At 63.5% G+C, this 11,599-nt stretch carries 11 protein-coding genes; 7 read left to right on the top strand and 4 right to left on the bottom strand.

Annotated features, from left to right (window positions below; genetic code table 11):
• Positions 1-127: 127 nt before the first annotated feature.
• Positions 128-1,804: a S41 family peptidase gene (locus tag ACYVHT_RS18065; protein WP_460555142.1), complete on the bottom strand. Its 1,677-nt coding sequence runs from the start codon at positions 1,802-1,804 to the stop codon at positions 128-130.
• Between the two features lie 467 nt (positions 1,805-2,271).
• On the opposite strand from ACYVHT_RS18065, the gene ruvX reads away from it, so the two are divergent.
• The 3 genes from ruvX to ACYVHT_RS18080 all read left to right on the top strand — a co-directional run bounded on the left by ruvX (position 2,272) and on the right by ACYVHT_RS18080 (position 4,524).
• A complete protein-coding gene (ruvX, locus tag ACYVHT_RS18070; RefSeq protein ID WP_460555145.1) occupies positions 2,272-2,697 on the top strand; it encodes a RuvX/YqgF family protein in 426 nt (141 codons plus the stop codon).
• Between the two features lie 96 nt (positions 2,698-2,793).
• Positions 2,794-3,402, top strand: coding sequence for a peptide deformylase (gene def / locus ACYVHT_RS18075; protein ID WP_460555148.1), 609 nt, complete (start codon positions 2,794-2,796; stop codon positions 3,400-3,402).
• A 144-nt stretch (positions 3,403-3,546) separates the two neighbouring features.
• Positions 3,547-4,524 carry a zinc dependent phospholipase C family protein gene (locus ACYVHT_RS18080; RefSeq protein WP_460555151.1) on the top strand — a complete coding sequence of 326 codons (978 nt, stop codon included), beginning with the start codon at positions 3,547-3,549 and terminating at the stop codon, positions 4,522-4,524.
• Between the two features lie 149 nt (positions 4,525-4,673).
• On the opposite strand, the gene ACYVHT_RS18085 is transcribed toward ACYVHT_RS18080, so the two are convergent.
• Positions 4,674-5,585 (bottom strand): ion channel, encoded by a 912-nt coding sequence (locus ACYVHT_RS18085; protein WP_460555154.1) that lies wholly within the window; start codon positions 5,583-5,585, stop codon positions 4,674-4,676.
• A gap of 183 nt (positions 5,586-5,768) precedes the next feature.
• Between ACYVHT_RS18085 and ACYVHT_RS18090 the strand changes: the two genes are divergently transcribed.
• Positions 5,769-6,143: a DMT family protein gene (locus ACYVHT_RS18090; RefSeq protein ID WP_460555157.1), complete on the top strand. Its 375-nt coding sequence runs from the start codon at positions 5,769-5,771 to the stop codon at positions 6,141-6,143.
• 9 nt (positions 6,144-6,152) lie between these two features.
• Here ACYVHT_RS18090 and ACYVHT_RS18095 read toward each other — a convergent pair whose 3' ends face one another.
• Together ACYVHT_RS18095 and ACYVHT_RS18100 are read right to left on the bottom strand one after the other, a co-directional pair.
• The gene (locus ACYVHT_RS18095) at positions 6,153-7,643 is read right to left on the bottom strand and encodes a hypothetical protein (RefSeq protein ID WP_460555160.1); all 1,491 of its coding nucleotides are present in this window, start codon (positions 7,641-7,643) and stop codon (positions 6,153-6,155) included.
• A 99-nt stretch (positions 7,644-7,742) separates the two neighbouring features.
• On the bottom strand, positions 7,743-9,248 hold the full coding sequence (locus ACYVHT_RS18100) for a hypothetical protein (RefSeq protein WP_460555162.1): 1,506 nt from the start codon (positions 9,246-9,248) through the stop codon (positions 7,743-7,745).
• Between the two features lie 264 nt (positions 9,249-9,512).
• On the opposite strand from ACYVHT_RS18100, the gene ACYVHT_RS18105 reads away from it, so the two are divergent.
• The 3 genes from ACYVHT_RS18105 to ACYVHT_RS18115 all read left to right on the top strand — a co-directional run.
• On the top strand, positions 9,513-10,349 hold the full coding sequence (locus tag ACYVHT_RS18105; RefSeq protein ID WP_460555165.1) for a hypothetical protein: 837 nt from the start codon (positions 9,513-9,515) through the stop codon (positions 10,347-10,349).
• A gap of 163 nt (positions 10,350-10,512) precedes the next feature.
• Positions 10,513-11,202, top strand: coding sequence for a response regulator transcription factor (locus tag ACYVHT_RS18110; RefSeq protein WP_460555168.1), 690 nt, complete (start codon positions 10,513-10,515; stop codon positions 11,200-11,202).
• A 61-nt stretch (positions 11,203-11,263) separates the two neighbouring features.
• On the top strand, positions 11,264-11,599 hold a 336-nt coding region (locus tag ACYVHT_RS18115; protein ID WP_460555171.1), incomplete at its 3' end, for a hypothetical protein.

Here is an 11,599-nt window from a genome sequence, read left to right on the forward strand (position 1 = left end):
ATTGTAGCCAGCCAGAACGGTCATGCTGAGCGCAGTCGAAGCATCTCTACCGCTTCGTTGCTACAGCATGGATTACTTCCGGGGTAGAGATGCTTCGGCTGCGCGCAGCATGACCGTTTTGATTACGCTACTTGCCCAGCAGCGCCAACTGCGCGGTGCTGTCGCTCACGGCGTGCAGGGCCTGCTGCAGCTCCACGTCCTGCTCGCGGAGCACCGCGTAGTAAGGCAGCAGCCCGTAGGCGCTGCGGGCAATGTGGGCTTTCAGCTGGTTGCGCAGCAGCGGGGCGCAGCGGCGCACGGCGGCGGCATCGGCCCTCACGCCGTCCTGCGCGGCCTGGGCGGTCAGGCTGGCCAGCTGCGCATCGGAGATGCGGAACGTGGCATTGAATTGCTCGAAGCGCAGGCCTTCCAGCTCGGCTTTGTGGGTTTGGTAGAAGCTCAGGGCGAAGGCCCGCACCACGCCGTGGCTCAGCAGCTGGGTATAGTAGGCCGAGTGGGCGATGGAATCGCGGGGCACAAAAATGTCGGGCATGATGCCGCCGCCGCCATACACCGTGCGGCCGTGGTCGGTGCGGAAGCGCAGCTCCTTGGCAAAGTGAATGCTGTCGGCCGACTGCAGCTCGCCCCGGGCCGAGCGGCCGGCAAGCTCAGCGGCATACTCGGCATAATTGGCTCCGTAGGGCTTCTGAATGGAGCGGCCGGCGGGCGTGTAGTAGCGGGCAATGGTGAGGCGCAGCTCGCCGCCGTCGCTCAGGTTGATGGGCTGCTGCACCAGGCCCTTGCCAAAGGTGCGGCGCCCCACCAGAATGGCCCGGTCGTGGTCCTGCAGGGCGCCGGCCACCACTTCGGCCGCCGAGGCGCTGCCCTCGTCCACCAGCACCACCAGCGGGCCTTCTTCAAACTCGCCGGCTACTTTGGCGTAGGTCTGCGAGTCGTATTGCTCGCCCTTGCCGTCGGTGTACACGATTTTGCGCGAGCCGGCGATGAACTCATCGGCCAGGCGCGTGGCGCGGTCGAGGTAGCCGCCGGGGTTGCCCCGCAGGTCCAGCACGAGGCGGGTGAGGCCCTGCCGGCGCAGGTCCATCAGCGCGGCTTTGAACTCGTCGTAGGTGCCCGATGCGAAGCGGCTCACCTTGATGTAGCCCGTCTGCTCATCCACCAGATAGGCCGCGTCAATCGAAGAATTGGCAATGCGGCTGCGGGCCACGCTCAGGCTGAGGGCATTGGCCAAGTGCCGGCGGCGCAGCGTCATGGCCACGCTGCTGCCCCGGGGGCCGCGCAGCAGCTGCGTGAGCTGGGCCATGGTGAGGTGCGCCCCCGACACGCGCTTGCCGCCGAGGCTCAGAATCTGGTCGCCGGGCTGCACGCCGGCCTGCTCGGCCGGGCCGCCGCTAAGCGGGGCCACCACCGTCATGGTATCGCGGAACACGTTGAATTCGATGCCGATGCCGTCGTAGTCGCTTTGCAGGAAGGCATCGGTTTTGTCGCGGTCGCGGGCCGGGATGTACACCGAGTGCGGGTCGAGCTTTTCCAGCATCTGGGTCACGGCGTAGTCGGCCAGGCCCTCGGTATCCACCGAGTCGGCGTAGTCGCGGTCCACGTAGCTCAGTATCTCCTTAAAGCGCAGGTAGCCCCGGGCCGTGGCATCCGGGTTTTCGGAGGACGGCCGGAAGGGATTATTGGCCACCAGCATGCCGCAGCCCACCGCCAGCAGCATCAGCACCCCCTGCCGCAGCCACCCGCGCCGCTGCCCAGCGGCAGCCGGCCGACCGGAATCCGGAGCAGCGGGAATGGGAGCAGGCATGCGTGGGGTAAAAGGTATAATGAATAGATTCGACGTAGATAGAATTCAAAACTATTGAAATTTTCTCAGAATCGCAGCAACATGCATCTCAGGCGCAATATTTCATAAATCAGTCCAACATTTTGCTATAAAAAAGCAACATGAGGCCATTGTTACCGGCATATTACAATTGAGAATCCTCCAAACAGATTGTTATGAATCCGACGCAATTTATGATTATCCCGATGACAACCTTTTCCCATTGCCACCAGCCGCACCGCCGGGCCGATAAGGCCGGCATTTTCCTCGCGGGTGCATGCGTTGGCTTGCGGCGGTAGCTACGGCAGTGGGCCACGAGCGGATTGAATGGCTTTTTCGCAGCCGGGCCGGCGCCTCGCCGGGCCATTCAGGCGGGCACCCGGCCCGGCCGTATCTTTGCGCCCCGCCGGGCAAGGTGCCCGGCCGCCTGCCCTTCTCCTATCCTGCCCATGCCCCGCATCCTCGCCATCGACTACGGCAACAAGCGCGTGGGCCTCGCCGTGACCGACCCGCTGGGCCTGATTGCCTCGCCCCTCGATACCATTCACAGCAAGGACCTGCTGGCTTACGTGCAGGCCTACCACCAGCGCGAGCCGCTGCGCGCCATTGTGGTGGGCATGCCCCGCACCCTGCTCAACGAGCCCACCGACGTGACCAGCGCCGTGGTGGGCCTGCTGCGCACCCTGCGCCGCCAGCTGCCCGAAGTGCCCGTGCACGAGCTCGACGAGCGGTTTACCTCGCGCATGGCCCACGCCGCCATGCTGGCCGGCGGCCTCGGCCAGAAAGCCCGCCGCGACAAGGCCACCGTGGACCGCGTGAGCGCTACCTTAATTTTGCAGTCGTTTCTGGAATCTCCGCTCATGCGGGAAGTCTGACATTAATGGTTAATGATTAGTGGTTGACGGTTGACTCCGCTTGCCTGCTGCTGACTGTTATTAATCATTGACCACTAATCAATAACCACTAAAAAGATGATTTACTCCATCGTTGCCATCGGCGACCCCGTTCTCAAGACCAAGGCCAAGAACATTGCCGCCGATATGCCCGCCGCTGAGCTGCAGCAGCTCATTGCCGACATGTACGAAACCATGTACTCGGCCCACGGCGTGGGGCTGGCCGCGCCCCAGATTGGCAAAGCCGTGCGCCTGTTCGTGATGGACTCGGGCCCGATGGTGGAGCTGGACGAGGAAGACCTGGCCGAGTTCGAAGAAGGCGAAGTGCCCGAGCAGGGCATCAAGCGCGCGTTCATCAACCCGCAGATGGTGAGCGAAACCGGCGAGGAATGGGGCTTCGAGGAAGGCTGCCTGAGCATTCCCGGCATCCGGGAAATGGTGACGCGCCACGCCGACATCGTGCTACGCTACGAGGACGAAAACCGCCAGGTGCACGAGGAAGCCTTTACGGGCATGGCGGCCCGCGTCATCCAGCACGAGTACGACCACCTCGAAGGCATCCTGTTCACCGACAAGCTCTCCGGCTTCAAGAAGCAGCTGCTGAAAGGCAAGCTGGCCCGCATCAGCAAGGGCGACGCCAAGCACGACTACCGCATGAAATTCGCCGGCGACGGGCGGCGGCGGTAGGCAATTTTTCCTGTCATCCTGAGCGCAGCGAAGGACCTTCTCACGCTTGAACGAAAGCTATTCGAACGTGGGAAGGTCCTTCGCTGCGCTCAGGATGACGGTTTTGCAGTTCAACTCTCACGCCTGAACCGTACCTTGTTAGCCGTGAAAAAATACGGTTACCTGCTGCTGCTTTGTCTGCCCCTGCTCTTCATTGCCTTTCGGGCGCAGGCCTGGGGCTTTTTTGGCCACCGGCTGCTCAACCGGCTGGCCGTGTACACCCTGCCGCCGGGCATGATTGGCTTTTATAAAGCCAACATCGACTACCTGACCGTGAACGCCACGCGTCCCGACTCGCGCCGCACCATTGTGCCCGGCGAGGCGCCCAAGCACTTTCTCGACGTGGACCGCTACGGCGACAGCGCCGAGTACAAGCTGCCGCGCAAATACGCCGATGCCGTGGCCCGCTACGGCGAAGACTCGCTGCTGCGCCACGGCATTGTGCCCTGGAACGTGGTGAGCATGAAAAACCAGCTCACCGCCGCCTTTCGGGCCAAAAACACCGACCGGATTCTGAGCCTCTCGGCCGACCTGGGGCACTACGTGGCCGATGCCTGCGTGCCGCTGCACACCACCCGCAACTACAACGGCCAGCTCACCGGCCAGAAGGGCATCCACGGGCTGTGGGAGTCGCGCCTGCCCGAGCTGCTGAGCGCGGACTACGACCTGTTCAGCGGCAAGGCCGAGTACCTGGAGCGGCCCAGCGACGCCATTTGGGCGGCCGTTATTCGCTCGCACGCGGCCGTCGATTCGGTGCTGCGCTTCGAGAAGCAGCTGACGGCCGAGTACGCCGAGGACCAGAAATTCGGCTACGAGCAGCGCGGCAGCCAGACGGTGCGGGCCTACTCGCGCGATTTCAGCAAGGCCTACCACGCCCGCCTCAATGGCCAGGTAGAGCGCCAGATGCGCTACGCGGCGGCCCTCATCGGCGATTTCTGGTACACCTGCTGGGTCGATGGCGGCTCGCCCGACCTGCGCCAGCTGCAGTACGAGCCCTCCGCCGCCGAGCAGCTGCGGCTGGACCAGGAAGCGAAGCAGGCAGCCGGCGCGCCAGCGGTGGCCGCGCCGGGGCACGACGAGTGAAAACAATGGGTGAATGGGTGAATGGGTGAATGATGCAGAAGTCCCTCTGACTGCTCATTCACCCATTCACCCATTCACCCATTCGCCCATTCACCTATTCGCCCATTCACTCATTCGCCCATTCGCCCATTCACCCATTCACCCATTGCCTACAGCGCTTCGGTCAGGTCCAGCATGTCCAAATCGACCACGGCGATGCCGTCTTCGGCCACTTCGTAGGCCCGCACGAAGCGGCGGTACCACTCAATTTCATCGGGCGTGTACGAGTTGCGGGCGTGTACGTCCTGGGCAAAGGTGTCGTCGTAGGCTTTCAGCTGAATAATGATTTCGACACCGAGGCGCTCGTAATCCTCGGGGGTAAGGCCGTGCAGCGGGCTTTCGGGGGTGATGTCGTGCACCAGCGTCCAGCTGAGGGGGAAGAAGCTGATGGCGCTGCGCTCCAGCGGCAGCAGGGCGTAGCGCTGGTTGTGGGTGGCCAGGTCCACGGTTTTGAGGATGACGCGGGCCTGCAGGTCAATCAGGATGTTGTTGCGCTGGTTGGCGATGCGGAACTGCAGGGTGGGCGTGCCATCGGGCCGGCGGCTGATGATGGCCGTGCGGCTGAACTGAATGCGCGCCGTGGGCCGCGAAAACCGCCCGTAGAGCAGGCCCGTGGCCAGCGCAAAGGTGAGCACGCCCACCAGCGCCTCCACGCTGCTCAGAAAGCCGGTGAGGTTGCTGCCCGGGTACACGTGCCCATAGCCCACGGACGTAAAGGTCTGGATGGAGAAAAAGAGGGTGCTGAGGAAGTCCTGCCACCAGCCGTGCGGGGCCGCCACGCCGGGCAGGTCGTCGAGCCCCAGGACCATGTAGGCAAAAGCAAACCCGACGTTCAGCACCGTAAAAAACACCACCACGATGCCGATAAACGGCCACCAGCCCATGGTAATGAGCCACTGGTAGGGGTCGCGCTGATGCGGCCCGCCGCGCCGCCGCACATTGAACGAGCCGTCGTGGTTGATGGCCCGCTTGGTGGGGCGCGAAAATTTTTCACCAATGCCGGGGTCGAGCATTTCGGGCATGCAGAAAGCGGTTGTTTGAGATAAAGCAGCAACAAAAGAACGGCATGCCGAGCGCAGCCGAAACATCTCTGCTGCTTTACGGCAACGATTAAATTGCTTCGGCAGTAGAGATGCTTCGGCTGCGCCCGGTGCGGCGGTTTTGCGGCTTCCGTCAATTAATCCTGCACTTATTCTTCTCCCCCGATGAAAGGCGTTTATTCCCTCATCCTGCTCACCATCTCCAACCTGTTCATGACGTTTGCCTGGTACGGGCACCTGCACTTATTCAAAAAGATGGCCTGGTTTGCCAAGCTGGGTCTGGCCGGCGTCATTCTGGTGAGCTGGGGGCTGGCGCTGTTCGAATACATCTTTCAGGTGCCAGCCAACCGGCTCGGGTTTGAGGAAAACGGCGGGCCGTTCAGCCTGTTCCAGCTCAAGGTTATTCAGGAAGTCATTACGCTCACGGTGTTCACGCTCTGCGCCGTGTTCGTGTTCAAAACCGACAAGCTGGGCTGGAACCACATCGTGGGCTTCCTGCTGCTGGTGGCGGCCGTGTACGTCATTTTCAAGAAGTGGTAGCCGGGCCGGCTACTGCGTTTTGAGCACTTTCAGCACCTCGGTGCGGTTTTCGCCGGCGAAGTGCAGGTGCAGACTATACACGCCCACGGGCAGCGCGGCGGTAGCCAGCGAGAACTGCTGTGCCCCGGCGGCCCAGGGCCGGGCCGCTTTTTCCAGCACCACGCGGCCCAGCGCGTCGCGCAGCACCACGCCCACCGGCTGTGGCCGGGTCAGGGTGAAGCCCACCGTCAGCCCGGCCCCGAAGGGATTGGGGAAAGCGGCCGTGGTGCTGGCCGGGCGGCTGTCGCGGGCCGCCAGCAGCTGCGAGAAGGTGAATAGCTGGCCCCAGGTTTCGGTACCTTTGCGGTAGCCAACCAGCGTGGTGGTTTCCAGCGAGAAGCTAATCGACTCTACCCGCGTTTGCCCAAGGCCGGGGGCAGTCCAACTGGAATAGCCTGCATCAAGGCTGCTGGCATCGCGCAGCGACGTGGTATCGGCGGCCGTGGCGCACTGCAAATACCCCATGTGGCGTTGCACAGGCCGGTTGTTGTAGTCGGCCGTGCGCCAAGCGGGCAAGTGCACCAGCCCGGCGGTGGGTGCAGTGATGTATGGCTCCCAGAAACCCGTTGGCTGGTCAAGATGATTGCTGGTTTCCGTGATGTGCAGGTTTTGCGTGCTGGGCGCGCCGATGACCGGAGTGGTGGCGCCACAGGGTCGGCCCAGGGTACGGGTTAGTATCTGGTAATCGAGGACCGTGCCGTTGGCACTGGGCGTGCGGCTGATGACGCTGTCGCGGGTCCATTGCACCGAGGGGTACTGGCAGGGCGCGGCCTGGCCGGAGGTCACTGTTTTGCGCAGAAACACATCGCCGGGCTGAAAATCATAAATCGCCAACGCTCCCAACTGGCTGGTGCCGAGGCCCAGCCCTGGCAGCGCCGTAAGCGTGAGGTATGACTGCGGCAATCGGCTGTTGAGGTAAGAGCCCAGCGCTGGCCCACTCACCCAGCCAAAACGCTTGCTCAGCATTATCACCGCTCCGTCGGAAAGGGTGATGGTTGCCAGCGAATCGGGCTGGCCGAGCACCGTGCCCAGCGTGCGGGCCGATACCTGAGCGGTAAGGCCAGCCGCCGTGGCCGTCCAGGCCTGGCCCAACGGGGCACGGGGGCGCAGGGTGAAGGTGTGGCCGTTGGCAGCCGTCAGCACAAACTCGGTCGCGGCATGTACTCGCATCGAGGTGCCGAACAGGTTATCGGGGCGCTGCACAAAAGCCCCGCAGTTGCCTTGCTGCACCTGCGGCCATCCCCGGCTGGCGCGCTTCGCAAACAGAAACAGGGTGTCGCCGGCCACTGCCGCGGGCTGGCGGCTGGCCAGGCGCAGCAGGTGCGTGGTATCGCCGGCCGTGCCGCTGGCACTGAGCTGGTAGGTGAGCCCGAAGCGGAACGGCCGGTAATTCTGGGCACACGCGGTGGCAGTCCCCAACACGATACTCAGGGCTAGAATGAATGTAGAAAGGTTTTTCATGCTTATTGGAAAGGAAGCAGTCGTTTAGTTATCGATGACCATTTGCGGTAGCAGGCCAAAAATTGCGCATTTATTCTGCCAGAAACAAGAGTGGCTGAGCTACTGGGCTTTCAACACTTTTAGCACCTCAGTGCGGGCCTCTTCGGCAAAGCGCAGGTGCAGGGTATAGCTGCCGGCTGGCAGCTTGGCCGTGGCCAACGAGAGCTGCCGGCTGCCGGCGGGCTGCATGGTGGCAGTTTGTTCCAGCACCACGCGCCCCAGTGCATCGCGCAACACCATTCTCACCGCCTGCGGGCGGGCCAGCACGAAGGCCACGGCCAAGTCGGAAGTGAAGGGATTGGGAAAAGCCGCCGTAGTGGTGGCCGGGCGGCTGGCCCCGGTGGCCAGTGTTGCGAAAGCCATGCGCGGCAGATTCCCCCACATTTCGGTGCCTTTGCGGTAGCCCACCAACTCAGTACTGCTGTTGCTACCGTTTAGCACATCTGTCATGAAAATACGCACATGACCCAGCCCAGTAGCATAGTCAGTACCCGAGTTATGGTCAACGTTCAATTTTGCCACGCCAAGCGTATCAAAGGCAGTTATGTTACACCACGACACATTGATGGTACGCTGCAGGTAGCGGCTGCTGGAATAGCTGCTGCTACGCACGGCATCTGGCAGCAGCACCCAACTACTGAAGCCTTGCGTGGTGCGCACGGCTAGCTGGCTGGGGCGGGTACCCAGCGGCGTGCCAGCATACGTGTAGCGCTCGGTGCGCACATTAGTGACGTTGCCCTGCTGCGAGAATCGCAGGATGCGGTAGGTCACGGTGTCGTTGGTGCGGCTGTTGACGCGGCTCAGAATACTATCGGAATACAGGTAGTTCGAATTAGGCGGCCCGCTGGGATTAGGTATGCTCAAATAAACATACTGGTACACCAGCCGGTCGCCGGGCCGAAAATCATACATTGCCAGCGCTCCCATCGCCGGCTGCCCCAGGTGCTGGCGGGGCAGCGCCGTGAGCGTGAATGGGCGAGCCGGCCTGTTTACGCCGGTGAAATACGCCAGCGCTGGGCCATCAACCAAGCCATGAAACTTGCTGAGCCGCAACTGCTGGCCGCCGGAAAAGGCAATGGTTACCACCGAATCGGGCACGCCCAGCACGGACTGTACTGTGCGCGATATCACCTGTGCCGTATGCTGATAGGTAGCGTTCCAAACCCGGTTTAGCGGGGCGTACGGGAGCAGCAACAACTCCACATCGTAATCCTGGAAACCGGCGTTGTAATTGCCGTACAGCCGGTAATTGGCTTTGTGCGAGTTGGGGTAATCAATGCTCATCGCATCGCCGAATACGCCCCCGCCGTAGCGGTTGAAATCACAGCCCGTCGCACCGGTCCGCTTGGCTTTCATGCGCGGCGCAAAGCTGTAGAGCGAGTCGTGACCGCTGATACTGCCGATACCGGGCACGTACTGCAAGCGCTTGTTGAGCTGCAACACCGAAGCGGTATCGCCCGCCGCCGTGGTGTATTGGGCCGGCACACCCGGCCGGAACGGGCTGAAATATTGCCCCCGCACCTGTAGCGCGTGGAAGAGCAGGAAAAGCAGGTAGATTTTTTTCATAACGCGCTGGAACGTGGTTTTGATGCCTATCTGTGGACGGATTCGGCAGCATGGAGGACTTGTAAATATATGGCTATTAGCAAATTTTGCAATGCATCGCCCCGTGTCAGCAACGCGGCTTGGCAGTAGCACACAGGCTGCAGGCACCTGAAGAAAAATTAATACCGCCTTCAGCCCGTCCTCAGGGGCAGATAGAAATTTTGTAGCGTCGAAAGGCAACCGGAGCCGAGCGACGCTTTCGCTAACCACTTCATTTTCCATCCCATGAACAAGCCCTTTTATTCGGTCGCCCTGCTGGCGGCCGCCCTGCTGGCCGGCACCATTCAGGCCGATGCCCAGACCGTTACCAAGGTTAAAACCAAAACCTCGAAATCGGCCAAAACCACCCCCACCGCCGACAGCGGCACGCCGCCGCTGCCGCCCCCCCCGCCCGGCGACGGCGACGGCCCCGGCGGCCCCCGCCCGCCCCACGGCCCCCGTGGCGAAAAAGGCCCACGCGGCGAGCACGGCCCCCAGGGTGGCCGGGTGCAGGTGCTGACCGACCTGCGCGGCACCCTCACGGCCTACGTGGCCAACAACGACGAGCAGGTGTACGACGCCTTCGTGCTGCGCCCCGAAACCGGCGCCGTGGATACCGTGCGCTTCCCGCGCCACCTGGGCCAGCAGCTGCTGGCCGCCGCCAGGGCCGGCAGCCCGGTCACGGTGAGCGGCTTCCGCAACACGGGACCGGATGGGCGCAGCCATTTCCACTTCGTGAGCCTGACCAGCGGCAGCCAGACGGTGAACAACGCGCCGCCGGCCCGCCCCACCACCCCGCCCGCCGAAGAAGCCGCCACGGCCAAAGGCACCATCAAGGAGCTGCGGCGCGACCCGCGGGGCCACATCCGGGGCGTGGTGCTGAGCGACCAGACCGTGGTGCAGCTGCCGCCCCACGCCGTGGAGCAGCTCAGCGACAAGCTCACGGTGGGGGCTGCGCTGGAAGCCACCGGCAACCTGCGCCCCGCCCAGGCCGGCGAGGCCCGCGTGGCCGGCACCGCCGCGCCGCGCGTAGTGCATCCGCAGACGCTGGCGCTGGGCGGCGTGAAGTACCTGGTGCGGTAAATCGCCGTAACCAGGGCTAACGCCTGAACGTCATGCTGAGCGGAGTCGAAACATTTCTACCACGCGCGTAATCAGATTTACTGCTGCGGTAGAGATGCTTCGACTTCGCTCGGCATGACGTTTTTGGTTATCGCGCTTTCTCTCTTTCTATTTCCCCTCCCCAATGCGCATTCTCATCGTCGAAGACGAAGCCCGGCTGGCGGGGTTTATCCAGCAGGGGCTGACCCAGGCCGGGCACGTAGCCGACGTGGCCGCCACCGGCCCCGAGGGCCTGGAGCAGGCCGCCACCACCCCCTACGATGCCGTGCTGCTCGACCTGATGCTGCCCGGCCAGAGCGGCCTCGACGTGCTGCGCAACCTGCGCGAGTTCGGCATTCAGACGCCCGTCATCATCCTCAGCGCCCTCACCGATGCGCGGCACGTGGTGACGGGCCTGGAGGCCGGCGCGGTGGATTATCTGCGCAAGCCCTTTGCCTTTGATGAATTGCTGGCCCGCCTGCACATCATCGGCCGCAAAACCGCCGGGCCAGCCGGTGCCGAAGCCCTGCTCCTGGCCGACCTCGTGCTCGACCCGCTGGGCCGCGTGGTGACGCGGAACGGCAAAACCATTGGCCTGACCAACCGCGAGTTTGCCGTGCTGGAGCTGCTGCTGCGCAACGCCGGCCGCGTGGTGAGCAAAACCCGCCTCGCCGAGAAAGTGTGGGACGTGGACTACGACATGGGTTCCAACGTCATCGAGGTGCACATCTCACAGCTGCGCCGCAAGCTCGACCGGGACTTTGCGCCCGCGCCCGCCTTGCTGGAAACGGTGATTGGGCAGGGCTACCGGCTGCGCGAGCCGGGCGCGGGGTAACTTTTCAGACAGTGTACTACCATCCGTCATCCTGAGCTTGCGAAGGACGACAAACCAAACGATGATGCCAATCCCTTTCTCACCTGCTCAATCAAAGTCCCGCTTCCGCCTGGGGCTGCGCGGGCAGCTGCTGCTGGTGTTCGGACTGGTGTTTGGACTGGCCACCCTGGCCGCCGGCGGCTACCAGTACCGCAGCCTGGGCCGCCTGCTGGCCCGCGCCGACGATGACCGCCTGCGCCTGCGCGCCAGCCAGCTGCTGAGCCGCGTCAGCCTCGACCCCGCGCCCACCCTGCCCCTGCCCGACCAGTCGGGCGAGGTGATGCGGGTGGTGTTTGCGGAGCCGGGCCGGCCGGCGCGGGAGCTGTTCCGCTCGGCCCGCTGGCCGGCGGCCGACACC

The organism is Hymenobacter daeguensis, assembly GCF_054780555.1.

What these genes read in the sequence shown, in the direction of transcription:
- ruvX (WP_460555145.1), top strand. Translation starts at nt 2,272, where the DNA reads ATGCCCCGCATCCTCGCCATCGACTACGGCAACAAGCGCGTGGGCCTC.
- ACYVHT_RS18100 (WP_460555162.1), bottom strand. Translation starts at nt 9,248, where the DNA reads ATGAAAAAAATCTACCTGCTTTTCCTGCTCTTCCACGCGCTACAGGTG.
- def (WP_460555148.1), top strand. Translation starts at nt 2,794, where the DNA reads ATGATTTACTCCATCGTTGCCATCGGCGACCCCGTTCTCAAGACCAAG.
- ACYVHT_RS18090 (WP_460555157.1), top strand. Translation starts at nt 5,769, where the DNA reads ATGAAAGGCGTTTATTCCCTCATCCTGCTCACCATCTCCAACCTGTTC.
- ACYVHT_RS18095 (WP_460555160.1), bottom strand. Translation starts at nt 7,643, where the DNA reads ATGAAAAACCTTTCTACATTCATTCTAGCCCTGAGTATCGTGTTGGGG.
- ACYVHT_RS18065 (WP_460555142.1), bottom strand. Translation starts at nt 1,804, where the DNA reads ATGCCTGCTCCCATTCCCGCTGCTCCGGATTCCGGTCGGCCGGCTGCC.
- ACYVHT_RS18110 (WP_460555168.1), top strand. Translation starts at nt 10,513, where the DNA reads ATGCGCATTCTCATCGTCGAAGACGAAGCCCGGCTGGCGGGGTTTATC.
- ACYVHT_RS18085 (WP_460555154.1), bottom strand. Translation starts at nt 5,585, where the DNA reads ATGCCCGAAATGCTCGACCCCGGCATTGGTGAAAAATTTTCGCGCCCC.
- ACYVHT_RS18105 (WP_460555165.1), top strand. Translation starts at nt 9,513, where the DNA reads ATGAACAAGCCCTTTTATTCGGTCGCCCTGCTGGCGGCCGCCCTGCTG.